The sequence below is a fragment of the Mesorhizobium sp. M1273 genome, from assembly GCF_040318195.1.
Classification (GTDB): Bacteria; Pseudomonadota; Alphaproteobacteria; order Rhizobiales; family Rhizobiaceae; genus Mesorhizobium.
Genome location: NZ_JAMYLV010000001.1, coordinates 144,403 through 162,047 on the forward strand (window position 1 = coordinate 144,403; position 17,645 = coordinate 162,047).

Annotated in this window: 13 protein-coding genes; 1 reads left to right on the top strand and 12 read right to left on the bottom strand. The window is 62.4% G+C overall.

Going from position 1 to position 17,645, the window contains the following annotated elements; genetic code table 11:
• Nucleotides 1-157 precede the first annotated feature (157 nt).
• The 3 genes from NKH30_RS00665 to NKH30_RS00675 all read right to left on the bottom strand — a co-directional run bounded on the left by NKH30_RS00665 (nt 158) and on the right by NKH30_RS00675 (nt 6,362).
• On the bottom strand, nt 158-3,286 hold the full coding sequence (locus tag NKH30_RS00665; RefSeq protein WP_352830684.1) for a PAS domain-containing protein: 3,129 nt from the start codon (nt 3,284-3,286) through the stop codon (nt 158-160).
• Between the two features lie 404 nt (nt 3,287-3,690).
• The gene (locus NKH30_RS00670) at nt 3,691-5,271 is read right to left on the bottom strand and encodes an MFS transporter (protein ID WP_352540091.1); all 1,581 of its coding nucleotides are present in this window, start codon (nt 5,269-5,271) and stop codon (nt 3,691-3,693) included.
• Nucleotides 5,268-6,362: an HlyD family secretion protein gene (locus NKH30_RS00675; RefSeq protein WP_352993810.1), complete on the bottom strand. Its 1,095-nt coding sequence runs from the start codon at nt 6,360-6,362 to the stop codon at nt 5,268-5,270. The genes NKH30_RS00670 and NKH30_RS00675 overlap by 4 nt, the downstream gene beginning before the upstream one ends.
• Before the next feature lie 303 nt (nt 6,363-6,665).
• Here NKH30_RS00675 and NKH30_RS00680 point away from each other — a divergent pair, with 303 nt between their 5' ends.
• Entirely contained in the window at nt 6,666-7,061 is a 396-nt protein-coding gene (locus tag NKH30_RS00680; RefSeq protein ID WP_352830687.1) for a hypothetical protein, read from the top strand.
• Between the two features lie 138 nt (nt 7,062-7,199).
• Here NKH30_RS00680 and NKH30_RS00685 read toward each other — a convergent pair whose 3' ends face one another.
• The 9 genes from NKH30_RS00685 to NKH30_RS00725 form a co-directional block, all read right to left on the bottom strand.
• Nucleotides 7,200-8,258, bottom strand: a complete 1,059-nt coding sequence (locus NKH30_RS00685; protein ID WP_352612450.1) for an ABC transporter ATP-binding protein — start codon at nt 8,256-8,258, stop codon at nt 7,200-7,202.
• Nucleotides 8,259-8,297: 39 nt separating this feature from the next.
• A complete protein-coding gene (locus NKH30_RS00690; protein ID WP_023674179.1) occupies nt 8,298-9,119 on the bottom strand; it encodes a carbohydrate ABC transporter permease in 822 nt (273 codons plus the stop codon).
• Nucleotides 9,120-10,022 (bottom strand): carbohydrate ABC transporter permease, encoded by a 903-nt coding sequence (locus NKH30_RS00695; protein ID WP_245274609.1) that lies wholly within the window; start codon nt 10,020-10,022, stop codon nt 9,120-9,122.
• 35 nt (nt 10,023-10,057) lie between these two features.
• Entirely contained in the window at nt 10,058-11,395 is a 1,338-nt protein-coding gene (locus tag NKH30_RS00700) for an extracellular solute-binding protein (RefSeq protein WP_352470624.1), read from the bottom strand.
• 61 nt (nt 11,396-11,456) lie between these two features.
• Nucleotides 11,457-12,116 (bottom strand): GntR family transcriptional regulator, encoded by a 660-nt coding sequence (locus NKH30_RS00705; protein ID WP_352470625.1) that lies wholly within the window; start codon nt 12,114-12,116, stop codon nt 11,457-11,459.
• Between the two features lie 39 nt (nt 12,117-12,155).
• Complete coding sequence (locus NKH30_RS00710; protein WP_352612447.1) at nt 12,156-13,040, bottom strand: dihydrodipicolinate synthase family protein; 885 nt, start codon at nt 13,038-13,040, stop codon at nt 12,156-12,158.
• 204 nt (nt 13,041-13,244) lie between these two features.
• On the bottom strand, nt 13,245-15,041 hold the full coding sequence (locus NKH30_RS00715; RefSeq protein ID WP_352470627.1) for an ABC transporter ATP-binding protein: 1,797 nt from the start codon (nt 15,039-15,041) through the stop codon (nt 13,245-13,247).
• On the bottom strand, nt 15,038-15,982 hold the full coding sequence (locus NKH30_RS00720; protein WP_352470628.1) for an acetamidase/formamidase family protein: 945 nt from the start codon (nt 15,980-15,982) through the stop codon (nt 15,038-15,040). The genes NKH30_RS00715 and NKH30_RS00720 overlap by 4 nt, the downstream gene beginning before the upstream one ends.
• A complete protein-coding gene (locus NKH30_RS00725; RefSeq protein WP_352470629.1) occupies nt 15,972-17,615 on the bottom strand; it encodes an ABC transporter substrate-binding protein in 1,644 nt (547 codons plus the stop codon). Before NKH30_RS00725 ends, NKH30_RS00720 begins: the two co-directional genes overlap by 11 nt.
• Nucleotides 17,616-17,645 lie beyond the last annotated feature (30 nt).

The following is a 17,645-nucleotide window of genomic DNA, read 5'->3' on the forward strand; positions in this document are numbered from 1 at the left end:
CACTTGCTCTTGATAGCTGGACTGGGCTGACGGACTCACGTCGCCACCCTAATCCCGCCACGCCCCAACCGCACCTCATGGAAATCCATGCATTGCACGGGGCGGCGGCGCCCCTTCACCGAGAGCCAAAAACCAAGCGCTTACTGAGCGCCGCCAGTTATTGCGCAGCTTTCGCTTCAACCGGGAGGGTGAAGATGAATGTCGCCCCACGCGGCATGCTATTCTCCGCCCAAAGGCGTCCGCCGTGAGACTCGATGATCGAACGGGAGATCGCGAGCCCCATGCCCATTCCGTTCCCTTTCGTTGTAAAGAACGGCTCGAATATCTTGTTGGGACGTTCGAGACCCGGGCCTCGGTCGCGGACCTCGGTCTGGATCGTGTCCTCTATCCGGCGCACGCGCATTGCAAGAACCTTGTCGCCCGCCGTGGTGTCCATCGCCTCCATGCCGTTGCGAATGAGGTTGACCAGGACCTGCTGGATCTGGACGCGATCGAACGCAACGAGCGGAAGGTTGCTTTCGACGTCGATGTCCATGCGAACGCGACGCCGCATGGCTTCCTCGGCCATAAGGTCACGTGCTTCGGCAACGACGCTGGGGATCGGCGTGCTGGTTCTCATTTCAAGCGAAGGTCTGAACAAGGCACGGATGCGGCTGACGACATCCGCCGCCGAGTTGGCATCGCGGATGATACGCTCGGCCGTGATCTTCGCGCGCTCGACGTTCGGGGGCTCGGCGGACAGCCAACGGTGGCATGCGTTGGAGTTGGCGACGATGGCGGCCAGCGGCTGGTTCACCTCATGAGCGATGGATGCGGAGAGTTCGGCAAGGCTCGCCGCCTGGCTCGCACGCGCAAGTCTCTCTTGTGCCAGCCGAAGCTCCTCTTGTGTCCGCACCTCATTTTCGATGTCGAGGCAGATAACGTTCCACTGCACTATGGCGCCTTCAGCGTTGCGCATCGGCGCGGCGCGCGTCTCGACCCAGCGATATTCACCATCGAAGCGCCGCAGACGGTGCCGTCGCGCATACGGCTCGCCTGTGGACAGACAATCGGCATATCTCTCTTTGACACCTGTCAGGTCGTCGGGATGAACACCGGCGTCGAGTGTGCCAGCCAGCCGGGACTTTCCCGCTTCGTCCAATTCCTCAAGATTGTATCCGAGGAATTCGCGGAGCTGCTGGCTGCGATATATCGGTTCGCCATCCGGCGCGGCGCAATCGATCATTGCCGGCAGTGTTTCAACGAGCTGCCAGAGAGCCCGTTCTCTCTCGCGCAGCGCCTCTTCGACGCGCAGCTGATCGTCGATGTCGTGCGTAAGGCCGTACCATTGGACGATGCGTCCACCCTGGTCCCGCAGCGGCTCCGCGCGGCCCTCCATCCAACGATAAACGCCATCGGCACGGCGCAGGCGATACTTCATGAAGAAGCGCTCGCCGGTGGCAAAGCAGCTGTCGAGTGCTTCCTTCAGGCTGGCTGCATCGTCGGGATGGACGACGGTGGCAATGAAGGCCGCCAGCAGGCTCGTGTCCGGCTTTTCCGCGTCCGCTATGTCCAGGCCGAGAAAATCTATCAGGCGCTTGTTGAAGAAGGTCGGCTCACCGTTGGGAGATAGCCGCCAGAGGTAGCTAGGAACCATGTTGACGAGTTGCGAGAGCTCTCGTTCCCGGTCGTGCAATGCGGCTTGCGTGGTCACCAGGTCATGGATGTCGACGCTCACGCCGTACCATTGGAGAATGCTGTCATCTTCGTCGCGCAGCGGCTCGGCGCGAGTCTCGGTCCAGCGATAGCCGCCGTCGGCCCGCCTCTGGCGATATCTCTGAACGTAAGGCACGCCCGTTGCGAATGAATGGCGGATCGCCTGCCGTGCGGTGTCGATATCGTCTGGATGGATCACGCTCAGCGACGGCGAGCCGTCCGGGGCGGTGATGTCGTGGAGCGTGGCCCCGGTTACATCGGTGAACCGTTTGTTGACGTAGGAAGGCGTCCCTTCCCGTGTCGTACTCCAGATCAAAGCGGGCACGGTGTCGATCAGCTGCTGAAGGCGCCGCTCACTTTTGCGCAACGCCGCCTGCGCGCGCACCTCATCGTCGATGTCGAGAGAAACCCCGTACCACTGCACGACCGTTCCGTCGTCATCGCGTCGCGGCTCGACCCTGCACTCAGCCCAGCGATAGGTGCCGTCTTTTTCGCGCCAGCGAAACCGCATCGCGGAGCCGCCGCCAGTTTCGAAACACCGCAGCAACGTGCGCTGCACCTCGGGAGCATCTTCGGGATGAATCACCTCGTACAGCAACGTTTCGATTCCCGGCTCGCCGAGCGCGTCAAAGTTCGCGATAACGGAGCGGAAATGGTCCTGGTATCGCTTGTTGAAGTAGACCGGCCCGCCGGTCGGCATCACACTCCAGATGCGGACCGGCACGGCGTCGATCATGTGCTGAAGTTGCTGCTCGCTCTGCCGCAACGCCGCTTCGGCGTGCATCTGATCGTCTATGTCGTGACAGAGGCCGTACCACTGGACGATGCGGCCAGCGCCATCGCGCATCGGCTCCGCCCGGCTCGACATCCAGCGATAGACGCCATCGGCACGGCGCAGGCGATAGCGCATGGCGAAGCTCGCACCGGTAGCGAAGCAACCACGAAGTGCATCGCCGAATGCTGCTGCGTCGTCCGGATGAACGGCGGCCTGTATCATCGCCGCCAGCCGGCTCATGCCCGGTCGGTCCAGATCCGCTACATCGAGGCCGAGAAAGTCGACCATGCGCCCATTGAAGAAGATCGGCTCGCCATCGGGATCGAGCCGCCAGATATGACTCGGGACCATATCCACGAGCTGCGAGAGTTCCCGCTCCCGGTCGCGCAATGCTGACTCGGCCCGCTTCTGGTCCTCAATGTCTATTGTCGTGCCGTACCATTGAACGATGCGCCCCTGGCTATCGCGAAATGGTCGTCCTGAGCTTCGAAACCAGCGATAGACGCCATCGGCGCGCCGCAGGCGATGCTCGGTATCATAGGGATCGCCGGTTTCGAGGCAATGCCGCCATCTGGCGGCTACAGGATCATAATCGTCGGGATGGACGGCTCGACGCCAGCCGAACTCGTCGTTGTCTTCGGAAGTGTTGAGACCCTCATGCGTGTTGCCGAGGAACGCCAGGGTGTTTGGGCTGACATAGGTGAATCTTCCGGCGGCATCGGCTGCCCACGCGTGGCCGGGCATGCTCTCAATGATTTGCAGCGCAAGCGTTGCTTCGGGGTCGATTTCGCCAAGTGAGTTGGACGCTGCTGTCATTGGCTTCTCCTGTCGGACAAAAAAGCCTGGGGACGGTCAGCGCTTGATATAGCACTTGTTTTCAATATCTGGACAGGCGAACTCACCGCCTAAATCTAGTTCCGCCATGCCTCGGCTGCATCTCATGGAAATCCATGCATTGCGCGGAGTTATCGCCGCTACGGGGGCCCTAACGATGGCCTCGCGCGAGGAGCGACGCGGATCGATGCATCAACACCTACCACTGGGAATACGAGCCGGACAGGTAAGACGCTCGGCTGCCTCTTCGTCGGCTGCAGAGTGAAACCGGAAAAACCTCTGCATTCGTCATCCCTGTCTCGTCCGGTTAACACGGCTCATGAGATAATCTGGAAGCCTCTCCCGACCAACACATCTGCTCCAAAGTATAGGGCGTGGACGCGGTTTTAGTTCTGCGGAGCGGCTTGGCGGCCGAGCAATTGTTTGGCGACAATGAGACAGGGCGCAGCGACCGCGAACAGCAGGACGAGCGCGAAGAAAGCTTCGTCGAACGAGATCGTGGCGACCTGCTTCTCAAGCGCGCGCTGCAGCAGCGGCAGGGCGGTCTTTGTCGCCGCAGTGCTGTCGACACTGTTCGCCAGAGCGTTCGCAGTTGCTCTCAAGCGCTGGTCTACGGCTGGATCGCCATTGACGAGGTGGGACGCCAGTATCGTCCGGTTGTGGACATTCTGGTGATCAATATACGTTTGCAAGAGGGCTGTGCCGGTCAGACCGCCCACCTGCTTGCCGAAGTTGAACAGCCCGATGCCAAACGGCAACGCATTGGCGGCAAGGCCCTGCAGCGTAACCAGCGTCAGTGCCACGAACAGAAGGCCGAGGCCGAATCCTCGCAGCAGCAGAGCAAGGGTCAGGTCCGGTGATCCGCTACCGCTCGTCGAAGCGGACAGCAGCCACATGGCACCTGCGAAGAGCAGAATGCCAAATGGCGCAAGCGTGATCGGGCGCATCCCGGTCCTTTGGATGACGAAGCCGGACAACAGAAGTCCAAGCGCGAGCATGGCTCCGCTGGGCAGCAGAAGCACTCCTGCGCCCGTCGCGGTAAAATCGAGCACGTTGAGGGCAAAAGCCGGAATAAGATAGGCGCTGCCTGAAAGGGCAGAGCCGGCGACGAAGCTGACGAGAAGGCCAAAGCGAAAGTCCGGATTGCCAAGGGGCGAGATGGCCAGCAGTGAGCCTTCTGAACGAAAGCGGGTCTCCCAGACGGCCAGGAGGCCGGCAGCCGTCATACCGGTTGCGGCAAGGAAGGTGATGTCGGTGTCGTCGAACCAGTTGAACCTGCTGCCTTGCAGCAGGACGTAGGTCAAAAGCGCGGCGCTGATGCCGAGCAACAATATCCTGACGGCAGGAAACCTGGTTTTCCGCCAAAAGGTCCGATCGCCGTCCGCCGCCAACAGGACAAGGGAGACGATGCCGAGCGGAATGATGCTCAGGAATATCCACTCCCAGGTCAGATGGTCGACAAGCCAGCCCTGCAGGGCTGGCGTGACGGTCGTCGGAGCCATGACGGCGCCTACGGCAAAAACCGCCTGAACGACCGGCTGATGCCGGTGCGGGAACCGAAAGAACAGCAGTGTCTGGCCGGCGACGAGAACTGTGCCGCCAGCCAGCCCTTGGACAATGCGGCAGATGCAAATCCAGGTGAGGTCCACTGACAACGTCAAGGCCGCGGATGCCAGCAGAAGGGCGACAACCGCCGCGCGCAGGCAGGCGGTCGGCCTGGCTGCCGTCACAAGTAGCGGAGCGACAAGGAACGCCGTCAGCTTGGCCGCGATGAAAACAACGTCGATCATCGCCAGTTCGTCCAACGTTGCGTAGGTGTCGCCGAGCATGTCGATCCGGCCGATGGACAGTGCAGTGGATGCGACCGCGTCCATGAAGGCGGCCAGCACGACGCCGGTTGCTATCAAGCAAGCGCGCAATGTACCGGGATGGCGCTGCACAGCCGCCGTTTCGGCGAGGTGCATCATTGTGCTGAGCGCCCGTCCGCAATCCCGCCTGTCTGCATTTCCTGCGCTACAGCCGGAGCATCCCTGGTGCCGACGGTGATGGCAACACGAGCCGAGAGTCCCGGAACCAGGCGGCCGGGCAACGGATTGCGCGTCATCCTGATCTTGACCGGCACACGTTGGACGACGCGGATGAAGTTTCCGGTGGCGTTGTCCGGCGGCAGCAGGCTGAATGCCGCGCCGCTACCGGGAGCGAAGCTGTCGACAAGGCCGTCGATTTGCAGATCTGGATATTCATCAACCATGACGCGAACCCGTTGGCCGATCTCAACCTGCTTCAGCTGTGTTTCCTTGAAGTTGGCAACGATCCAGACATCGTTAACCGGAACGATGTCCAAGGCTGCTGTCCCTGGGGTGACATAGCGGCCGACACGGATCTGGCGATTACCGACGATGCCGCCGACCGGGGCCCTCACGACGGTGTTGGCCAGGTCGAGCATTGCCAGGTCGAGCGCTGCCTGTGCCTGGGACAGGGCTGCCCGCGCACCGGACAACTGTGCATCCAGGACACCGAGCTTCAATTTTTGAGCCAGCAGATTGGCCTCTGCACCGTCCAGCGATGCCTTTGCCTTGTCATGGCCGGCCTGCGCATCCTGCAGCTTCTGATCGCTTGCGGTCCCGTTCTTCTGCAACGTGACGTAGCGGTTCAGGTTGGCGCGGGCGAATTGCAGGTCGGCTGCGGCAGATTGCTTCTGCGCCTCAGCCTGCGCGATCAATGCGTCCTGCAGTTCACGGGTCGCCTTGATGTTGGCGATTTCCGCCTGCCGGGCGGCGACGTTGGCTTTCACCTGCTCGGCCTTGGCCTTGTAGTCGCTGTCGTCGATGCGAAACAGGACAGCACCCTTTGACACACTGGCATTGTCGTCTATGTCGACTTCGACGACGTAACCGGCGAGCTTCGGCGCGATGCTGGTAATGTCTCCGCGGAGATAGGCGTTATCGGTCGTTTCCTCGAACCGGCCCCGCGTGAACCATTGCCAGCTCCAAATAGCTGCCATTGGAATCACCATAAGGGCGACGATGGCGATTGCGATCTTGCGGGCTCGGCTCATGATTGCCTCGACACCCGGTCGATGCGCTCGCTATCGAAGGAGGTATCCGCCTCCCGAAGAGCGAGATGTTCGGCAAGGCTGCAAACGCACGGTGCGCAGTACAGGTTCACGAGAACGTCTCCGTCGAGCTGCGGCTCTGCAGCAAAGCAGAACTGCAGAACGATCGCGGATTTCACGCCTCGCCGCTATCACGCGGACGAACATCCCATCTGCCCTGATCGGTAGTTCGTACTGAACCTCAGCACAGGTCGTATTGTCAGTCAGCCGGACCAGGCGCGCGAACCTCCGGCGCGGATCTCCGTAGTGCCGAAGACCGCCCACGAGAAAATTCACTTTGAAGCGTTTCCGGATCATCCTGTGGCAGCAATGATCGCAGAGAGCGCCCTCGCGGCGCGCGCGCCATGCTGGAAACTCTGCATGTTTGCCGAGGGCAGCCGCTACCAGGAGCAACTCTGCGCTGTCGGCGGCGACGGAAAGATCGAATGTCTGGTTCCCGGACCAGGCCGTTTCTGGCCGACCCAGCTTGGCCCTGCGCCAGTGCCCCAGTTGATCGTCAGTCCGCGCAATCCGCCTGGACCACGCCTGCTGGAGATTCCCGTCGACCCCCGGCTGCTCGAGGCAGGCGACCATAGCGGTTCGACTATTTCGAGCACGCCCGCTTCACCGCTGCGGTGCGCGAACAAGGCAAAGTGGAAGTGACCTTGCAAGACGGCTGGTGGGCCGTCGTCATGGGTCTCGCCCGCCCAGAGATCGGCCAGCGAAGGCCGCGCCATCGAGGTCGCCGATGAATTCGCGTTGCCGACCTAAGGCCGACCACGCATTCACCAGACCATTGGGTCAGATGCGCCGACCGGTTGCTGCGTCGAACAGATGCGCACATGCGCGGTCGATCTCGATCCCCACCCCTTCGCCCTGCCTGAGCGCAAGCCTTTCTCGGAAAAGGCAGGAAATTTCTTCACCGGAGCAGTCGACCCTGGCGAAGATTTCCGAGCCTGTCGCCTCGAGAAGCGTGATCGTGCCCGGCACGCCTTGCCCCGTCGCCCGGATATGTTCCGGTCGAATGCCGTAGACGAGTTCGCGTCCTGCGGCATCCGCGGGCTGGGCGCCTTCCGGCAACGGCAGGACCAACCCGCCGGCGCTGCGGAACACGCCCTCCTCGATGCGGCCGGCAATGAAGTTCATGGCGGGCGAGCCGATGAAACCGGCAACGAAGAGGTTGGCCGGATGGTCGTAGAGGTCCAGCGGCGCGCCGATCTGCTCGACCAGGCCGTCATGCAGCACGACGATCTTGTCGGCCATCGTCATGGCCTCGATCTGGTCGTGCGTGACATAGATCGTCGTGGTACCCAGCCGCTGGTGCAGGGCCTTGATCTCGCCGCGCATCTGGACGCGCAACTTGGCATCGAGGTTGGAGAGCGGCTCGTCGAACAGAAAGACCTGTGGGTCACGTACGATCGCGCGGCCCATGGCGACGCGCTGGCGCTGGCCGCCCGAAAGCTGGCGCGGATAGCGGTCAAGCAGCTTTTCCAGGCCGAGGATGCCGGCTGCCTTCCGGACCCGGCCAGCGGTGTCGGCCGGGTCGGCTTTCTTGATCTTGAGGGCAAAGCCCATGTTGTCGGCAACGGTCATATGCGGATAGAGCGCATAATTCTGGAACACCATGGCGATGTTCCGGTCCCGCGCGCGCAGATTGTTGACCATACGTTCGCCGATGGCGATCTTTCCGCCGGAGATCGTTTCAAGGCCCGCGATCATGCGCAGCAGCGTCGATTTTCCGCATCCCGACGGGCCGACCAGGATGACGAATTCGCCGTCGGCGATGTCGACGCTGACGTCGTGAATGATCTTGGTGGCCCCGAAGGCCTTCTGCACGTTGCTGATTGTTACCGATGCCATTGGATCTTTCCTGGAAAAGAGTGATGTCAGGACGCGCCCTCAGCCGCCCTTGACGGCGCCGGCGGTCAGCCCCGCGACGATCTGCCTTTGCGCGAACATGGTCAGGATCAGCACTGGCAACGTCACCACCAGCGCCGCCGCGGCGAGCGGCCCCCAGCTGACCTGCTCGTAGGACAGCATGTTGTAGACGGCGACCGGCAGTGTGCGCGTCTCACGGCTGGCGAGCACGACGCCGAAGACGAAATTGTTCCACGAGAAGATCACGGACAGGATGAAGGCGACGACGATGCCTGGCTTGGCGATGGGCAGGGCAACCAGCCGGAAAACCTGCCAGGAGCTGGCGCCGTCGATGTTGGCCGCCTCCTCCAGTTCCATCGGCGTGGTCTCGAAATAGCCGATCATCACCCACACCACGATCGGCACCGTCACCACCAGATGGATGATGATCTGCGGCCACAGCGTGCCGAGTATCCCGATCCATTGGAACAGCAGAAACAGCGGGATGAGATAGGATAGCCCAGGTGTCATGCGGGCGATCATGATGACGACCGCCGATCGTTCAGCCTTGAGCCGTGCGATGCCATAGCCGGCCGGTACGCCGATCAGCAGCGCCAGCAAGGTCGCCGTACCGGTCACCAGAACCGAATTCCAGAGATAGAGCAGGAAATTGTTCTCCTCAAACACCTTTACATAGTTCGACCAGGCGAAGCGTTCGGGGATCAGGATCGGCGGATAGGCACCGTTGTCGATCTCGAATTTCAGCGACAGCGAGATCATCCAGAGGAAGAACAGGATCGCCGGCGAGACGAAAACCAGGGCAGCGAAAAACAGACCGATCTGGTTGAGCAGCCGTGAACTCATCTATTTGCCCTCCGTATCGATCCACTGCGAGCGTTGGCGCAGCATCAGCAGGACAAACGACAGGGCCACGATGACAATGAAGAACACCACGGCCATGGCCGAGCCGTAGCCGATATCGTAGTAGGAGAAGGCGGTGTTGTAGAGATAGATGTTGATGGTCTCCGACGCCGTACCCGGCCCGCCCTGGGTCATCGCGTAGATGATGTCGAAGCTCTTCAGCGCATCGATGGTGCGGATGATGACCGCGATCATCAGGAACGGCGCGATCATCGGCAGAGTGAGATAGCGGAATTGCTGCCAGGCATTGGCGCCGTCGATCTCGGCGCTTTCGAAGGGCTCGCGCGGCACCGAGGCCAGCCCGCCAAGCACGATCAGCATGACGAGCGGCGTCCACTGCCAGGTCTCGACCGCAACCAGCGACGGGATGACCGTGTTGGCGTTGAATATCCATTCCTGGGCCGGGATGCCGACCAGCGACAGCAGGTAGTTGAGCACGCCAAGCTGAGGATGGAACATCATTGTCCAAACCAGTGCGACGGCAACGGGTGTCGCCATCATCGGCATGACGAAGACGCCGCGCAGCAAGCCGCGCAGCGGAAACCTGGCATCGAAGATCAGGGCGGCCAGGGTGCCCAGCAGCATCGGCGCTGCAACCGAGAGGAAGGTGTAGGTCAACGTATGAACAAGGGATTCCCAGAAACGTGGGTCGCTGGCCAGGCGGAGATAGTTTTCCATCCCGGCAAAACTCCGCGACTGGCCGAGCGTCCAGCGATTGACGCTCATCCACAGGGTGAAAGCCCAGGGGAAAACGATGACGGCGCCGACGACGACGAGTGCGGGGACGACGAATGGCCAGTAGTTGGGAGCCAGCCGGATCGTCTGGCTCCCGTCGATAACCGGCATCGTCACCCCGGTCTGTTCTGGGGTGGTGGCCGACATCAGCCCTGCTCGCTCCTGTCGAGAACCGGCTGGAACTGTTCGGTGGCCTTCTTCAGCTCCGCGGCGGGATCGGCGCCGGCAATCATGTTGGTCAGCGCCACGCCATAGATGTCGCGGAATTCCGTGACCGGGATGATGACCGGCAGTGCCAGCCGACTGATATTGCCCGAGCCGACCACGGCATCAAGCCAGCTTGCCGGCATGGTGACGCCTTCACGCACCTTGGGATCCTCCAGCACGGATTTGCGGAACGGAACACCGGCGCCGGCCTGCAACAGCCGCGCGCCCATGGTTGGCGATACCGCCCACTGGCAGAACAGATAGGCAGCCTCCTTCTTCTCGCTGGCGGCGGTAACGCCAATCCCGTCGCCGAAGGTGCCCGAGGCATGCGCCTTGGGACCCTTGGGCATCACGCCGTAACCGACCTTGCCGACCACCCTCGATTTTTCCGGATTTTCCATCGGCGGGGCAAAACCCACGCCGTCGAGCCACATGCCGATCTTGCCCTGCAGGAAGGCCGACTGTGCTTCGGCCCAGTTGAACCCGGTAACGCCCGGAGGGGCGGACTTGGTCATCAATCTTTGATAGAGCGCGGCAGCCTCGATCGCCTCGGGAGCCTCGGTGCGCAGCTTGCCCTTGTCATCTAGCGGCGTCATGTCGTAGCCGAGCATCAGCGACGTCCACACCGGCGTGTTTGCGTTCTTGAGCCCGCGGGCGACGAAGCCGTATGTATTGGTCGAGTGGTCGGTCAGCGCTTCGGCGGCTGCCACAAGTTGCTCGAAGGTCTCTGGGTATTTGAGGGCCTTGGCCTCGAACAGCTCCTTGTTCCAATACAGGATCCAGTAGTCCACCGAGAACGGTAGCGAGCGCAGCACGCCCTGGCCGTCCTTGGCAAACAGCATGCCGGCTTCGGCGAAGTCGCTTTCGACCAGCGCCGGGTCGGTGAGCGACGGATCGGCGAGATAGCCGGCGATGTCGGCCAGCCAGCCACCCTTCTCGAACTGGCGCTTCTGCACGTGGTAGCTCAGATGCACGACGTCGAAGCTCGGCTTGCCCGAGCTCAACTCGATCACCGTCTTCTGGCGCTGCTGCTGCTCGGGCGTTGCCTCGGCATTGACCTTGATGCCGGTCAGTTCCTCGAACTCGGCGAGATATTTCAGGATGGTGTCGCTGCGCGGGCTTTTCACCAGATTGACGTCAAGCGTCGTCCCGGCAAAGCGTTTCCAGTCAACGCCTGCGGCAAAGCCGGGGCGAAGCCCCACAAGGCCGGCAGCGGTTAGCGCCGCGGTTCCGGCAAGGAGTTGCCTCCTGGTTGGGTTGAACAGATTGGACGACATTTCTTCCTCCCGGTTGCTGTCGTTGTGGATGCGCCGCAAACCGCGGCGCGGCTATATTTCCTCAGATCTGGAGCGCCAGCCGGCGCGCATTGTCGATATGCAGACTGATCGCTTCAACCGCTCTTTGCGGATTGCGGCTCTCCATGGCTTCGATGACCGCCAAATGTTCGCGCATCACCGGCACCACACGACCGTCGATGCGGAAACGCTCCTGGTGGATCAGCCGGATTTTCACCGAGTTGACCAGATAGGCCTTGGCGATAATCTCGTTGCCGAGCGCATTGATGAAGGTGTCGTGCATCGCCCAGTCGATGTTCTGGGCCTTGGCTTCCATTTCCGGCGTCGGTGCCTGCCCGAGAGCTTGGGCCAGCATCTCTTCATGTTCGCGCCGCATGCGGGCAAGTTCGGCATCAGAAGCGCTGGTCGTGAATAGCGCCACTGCCTCGCGTTCCATGAACAACCGAAACTGAAACGCCTCGCGGATCAGATTGATATCGATATGCGCGATCTGCATGCCGCGCTGCGGGATGGTGGTCAGCAGTCCCTCGGCCTCGAGACGCGGGACGATCTCGCGAATGGCACCCAGCGGCAGCCCGGTGAAAGCGACCAGTTCGCGCTGTGACACGAACTGCCCCGGCCGCAGATCGCGGGCCAGCAAATGCCGCGTGAAGCTGGCATAGGCCTTCTCCCGGAGAGTGATCGGTTCGCTGCCGTCTTCCACTTCAGCTCGCTTCCTTGTCGGTCAGCCCGGCCTTGTCGGTCAGGCTGCCTCTGTCGCAAACAGCCTGTCGAAGGCAGCGGCAAGCTGCCGCTGTCCCTGCGGATCGATCGGCTCCAGGGGCGGGCGGACCGCCAGCCAGCGCTCGTCGCCGGTCTTGCGCGCGACCATGACCTTCACCGCCGGCGTGACCGGGTATTTGAGCAATTCGAGCACGAAGTCTTCGACGCGTGGGTCGTCGCCCCCGTTTTCGACCATTGCCCGGATTTCGCCGGTAACAAAATTAGCCATGCCGGAAATCGCGCCCTGTCCGCCGCGGCGCACGCTTCTCGCGAGATGCCGTTCGTCGCCGATGAGGATCACCAGATCGCCGTGCGCCTCAAGCAGCGCCTCACTGTAGCTCCAGTCCCCGCCGGAATCCTTCACCCCGGCCACCACAGCGGGAAAGGCGGCGCGCAGCCGGCCGATCAGCCCAAGCGGGAGCGGCACCATGGTGACTGAGGGGATGTTATAGAGCAGCACGTCGCGCGCCAGCGGACCGAGTGCGGCGAAGACGGCGGAAAACCATCCGAACAGCCCGTCCTCGCCGACATTCTTGAAGTAGCTCGGCGGAGCGAGCAGAATGTTGCGAACGCCGCGCTGCAAAGCGTGCCGGGCCTGATCGGCGGCATCTTCGGCTGCATCGACTAGCACTGCGGCGACGAGCTGATGTGGCGGAATACCGGCCGCCAGCATGGCCTCGGTGACGATCCGTCGCTCGTCGGTGCCGACCGAGGCTCCTTCGCCGGTGGTGCCGAACAGCGTCGCGCTGCTGCAGCCGGCGCCAAGGCAGGCTCGGGCATGCGCGATCATCGGCGCGAGCGCTATCTGCCCCGACGGGTCGAAGGGTGTGGTCAGGGCAACCGAAAGACCAAAGCGGGAAGCCAATACGATCTCCGTTGAAATCAATGTGGATGTAGCGTTAGCACGCTAACATGTCAGGTGTAAACGGGTGATGTTGCCAACTCGGCATCGCCGAACGGCGCTGCCGCGGCAGCGCCATCGCCGATCATTTTCCTCCGCTCGAACATCACATATGCAGCTGTCCCCGAGCCTCTGCGGGATTGGCTGCACGAGGCAGCCTAAGCTCGATCAAGTGGCGACGAGGTGGCCGTCGCCAACATCTTCGAGCTTGAGTTTCCGGGGCTCGTCACCGATGCGCCGCACAGCGCTTGGAATTTCGCTGTCCAAACGGGCGAACCGGGCGCGGCGCCGGCCTGGATCGGGAACCGGAACGGCTTCGATCAGCCGCTTTGTGTAAGGATGGCGCGGGTTGGAGAAGATCTGGTCGCGGGTGCCCATCTCGACGATCTGCCCCAGATACATTACCGCCACGCGATCGGAGATGTTCTCGACCACCGCCATGTCGTGCGAGATGAAGAGATATGCGACGCCGAATTCGCGCTGCAGCTCCTTCAGCAATCTTAACACGCGCGCCTGCACCGACACGTCGAGAGCAGAGACGCTCTCGTCGGCAATGATCAGCTTTGGTCGCAGCGCCAGCGCCCGCGCAATGCAGATTCGCTGGCGCTGCCCGCCGGAGAATTCGTGGGGATAGCGCTCCATCTGGTCAGCCGAGAGGCCGACGCGTTCGAATAGGGCGGCGATCTGGGCATGCCGTTGCTCTCTGTCGCCGAGGCCGTGGATCAGCAGAGGCTCGGCGACGAGATCGCCGACCCGCATGCGCGGATCGAGGGACGCGAAGGGATCCTGAAAGATCATCTGCACATTGCGGCGGACAGCCTTGCGCTCCTTGCGGCTGAGCGCCGACAAGTCCTGGCCGCCGATTAAAATGCTGCCGGTGTAGGGCACCAGCCCGGCGATCGCCTTGGCCGTCGTCGACTTGCCGCAGCCCGATTCGCCGACCAGCGACAGGGTTTCGTGCGGCGCGATCGAGAAACTGACGCCTTCGACCGCGTGCACCCTGCGGTCAACGCGGCCGAAGAAGCCGCCGTGCAGGTCGAAGCGGACGTGAAGATCGCTGACAGATACAAGCTCGGCCGGCATGTTGGCGGCGTCTTGTCGTTCTTCGACGGTCCGTCCGCCGCCAATGCGCGGCACGGCGGCCAGAAGCTCGCGTGTATAGTCGGCCTGCGGGCGATTGAAGATGTCAGCCGCGCTGCCCTGCTCGACCATCCGTCCGTCACGCATGATGATGACGCGGTCCGCCATCTCGGCGACTACGCCCATGTCGTGCGTGATCAGGATAACACTGGTGCCGTGCTCGCGCTGCAGGTCGCGCAGCAGTTCCAGCACCTCACCCTGAACCGTGACATCGAGGGCGGTCGTCGGCTCATCGGCGATCAGCACGTCCGGGTTCAGGGCCAGAGCCATGGCAATCATCACGCGCTGGCGCATGCCGCCTGAGAGTTCGTGCGGATAGTGCTCGAGCCGCCGTTCGGCATCCGGAATTCGGACTGCCTTCAGCGCCTCGAGCGCCCTCAGCCGCGAGTTGGAGCGCGACATCGAGGTGTGTGCATCGATCGCCTCCGTGAGCTGACGGCCGATGGACAGCACCGGATTGAGCGATGTCATCGGTTCCTGAAAGATCATGGCAATACGGTCGCCGCGGATGCGGCGCATGCCGCTCTCGCTGAGAGCCGCGAGGTCCTGATCGCCGAGCCGGATGGAGCCTGATCCGATGCGTGCCGCCGGCTGCGGCAGCAAGCCCATGATGGCCAGCGCCGTCATCGACTTGCCGGAACCGGACTCGCCGGCGATGCAAAGCGTTTCGCCGCGCGTCAGGCCGAATGTCAGGTCGGAAACGACGTCGCGCTCGCCCTCCTCGCCGCGCACGGCGACGCTCAGGCCTGAGACGCTGAGTACCGGCCTGAGAGAGCCACTCTCCGCGGCGGCCTGCCTGGATCGTTTGATGTCCTCCACCTTCATTCAAAGACGCAGCGGGGGAAGTAGAACGAAACCACCCAGTTGGGCATGTCGACGATCTCGCTGATGCGCAGGTCACCGCAAACCGAGACGAGCATATAGGCATCTACCGGATCCATGCCGTAGCGGCCGGAGAGCAGGTCGATCATCTGGGAAACGGCACTCCTGGCGCCGTCCATCAGATCCGGCCCGATACCGGTTGTCACCTCGTAGCCCTTGGCGTCGAGATGCCGCGACACCGGACCGGGCGTTGTGAAACGCGGCGTCCGCAGCCGGGCATCCTTGACCAGATCGAGCGTCAGCACGGCGTTCATGGGGCTCTCGATCGCCGTGCCGCAGACCTCGCCATCGCCTTGCGCGGCGTGCGTGTCGCCGACCGAGAACAACGCGCCCGCGACCTCTACGGGCAGGTAGAGCACCGTGCCGGCGGCGAGATCGCGGATATCCAGGTTGCCGCCCACGCGCCGCGGCGGAACCACCGAATGCAGACCCGGCTCAGCCGGGGCATTGCCGATGGTGCCGGCGAAGGGCTTGAGCGGCACCCGGCCGCTCTTGCCGAACAGCGCCGGTTCGAGCGAGGCGGCGTCGTACTTCCAGATATTCAGTGCCGGTTGGGAGAAGTCATTCGCCAGCAGACCGAATCCCGGGATGTTCGCCGTCCAACCGAAGCCTGATGGCTTGAACGCCTCGATGGTGATTTTCAGGGCATCGCCCGGTTCTGCCCCGTCGACATAGATTGGCCCAGTGACCGGGTTCACCTTGGCAAAGTCGAGCAAAGCAACGTCGTCGATGGTGCTCTCCATCGTCAGCTGCCCGCCGGACGAGTCCAAGCACTGGAACTCGATCGTCGCCCCTGGCGCCACCCGTTCGGCCGGGACAAAGGAATTGTCCCAGCCGAAATGATGGTGGCGCCCGTGGATGGTGTAGTCGCAGTTATTGCACATCGGTCACATACACATTGTCGTAGTTGATCGGGATGTGGACCGGGTCGACATAGAGGTTGTCGGCGCCACCCATGCGGGTTGATTTCATGGTGAAACGCTGCTCGTTGAAGACCGGTGCCCAGGGCGCGTCTTCCATGATCTTGCCGTAGATCTCGCTCCACATCTTGGCGCGTTCGCCAGCCCTGGCCGGGTCGACGATGGAGTCGGCTTCGGCCGCCTTGGCGTCGAGCGCCTTGTTGCAATACCACGACCAGTTCCAGCCGCCCGGGACGGCACCAGCACAGCCGAGGATCGGGCCGTAGAAGTTCGACGGATCGGGGAAGTCGGCGATCCAGGCCATGCCGCCGGACCAGATCATCGGCGCACCGGCCTTATCGCCGCCGGCGGCGATGACGTTGGCCTGCGCGAGCGACTGGATGCTGGCCTTGATGCCGACCGCCGCCAGATCCTGCTGAATGGCCTGCGCGATGCGCGGGTTGGGATCGGTGTTCATGGCAAACAGCTGCGTGTCAAATCCGTCGGGATGCCCGGCCTCGGCAAGCAAGGCCTTGGCCTTGGCCACGTCATAGGGATAGCCCTTGAATTCCTTGTCATAGCCAGGCATCGACGGCGGCAACGGCTGATTGGCCGGCACCGCACGGTTGTTGATCAGCTGGACGATGCGGTCCTTGTTGATCGCCATGTTGACCGCCTGCCGCACCTTCACGTTGTCGAAGGGCGCCATGGTGGTATTCATGGTGATATAGCCGGTGTGTAACTGGCCGCCCTCGACAACACGGGCCTTCTGCTCGGGATCGGCCATCACCTCCTGGAATTTCGCCGGCGGAATGCCGTCGCCGGGAACGTCGATCTCGCCTTTCTGGAGCCGCAGCAGCGCCACGATCGGCTCCTGGCCGATCTCAAAGGTGATCTTGTCGAGATGCGGCAGACCCTCGTGCCAGTAATCCGGGTTGCGCTCGAATACGACGCGCTGGCCGAGCGTCCATTCGGCGAGCTTGAAGGCGCCGGTTCCGACCGGATGTTTGCCGAAGTCTGCGCCGTATTTTTCGACTTCTTCCTTCGGCACCACATGCGAGAAGTTGATCGCCATGACATGCAGGAAGGTGGCGTCGGGCCGGGTCAGCTCGAACTTGATCGTGTAGGGATCGACGACGGTTATGCCCGCCAGGCTCTCCGCCTTGCCGGCAGCGACGTTGTCATAGCCTTTGATCGAGCCGAAGAAACCGGCACCCGGGCTCTGTGTCTTTGGATTGGTGACCCGGTCGAGCGAATATTTCACGTCGTCGGCGGTCATCTCGCGGCCATTGTGGAACTTCACTCCGTGGCGCAGCTTGAAGGTGAAGGTCTTGCCGTCGGGCGCAATCTCGTAGCTCTCGGCAAGGTCGGGCCGCAGGTTGGTGGTGCCCGGCTCGTAGTCCATCAGCCCGTCGAACAGGCTCTTGATCATCGACCAGTTCTGCCAGTCATAGCCGATGGCCGGATCGAGCGTGGCGACGTCGTCCTTGTAGGTGATGGTGATCGCGCCGCCCTGCTTGGCATTCGGATCGACGGCGTCTTCGGCACGTACGCTTGTCATGCCAAGCACCAGCGCAAGCGCCGATGCCGCCACGGTCGATATTAGATATTTTCTCATGTCATGTTCCCTTTCTCTGGTTTTCTTGGT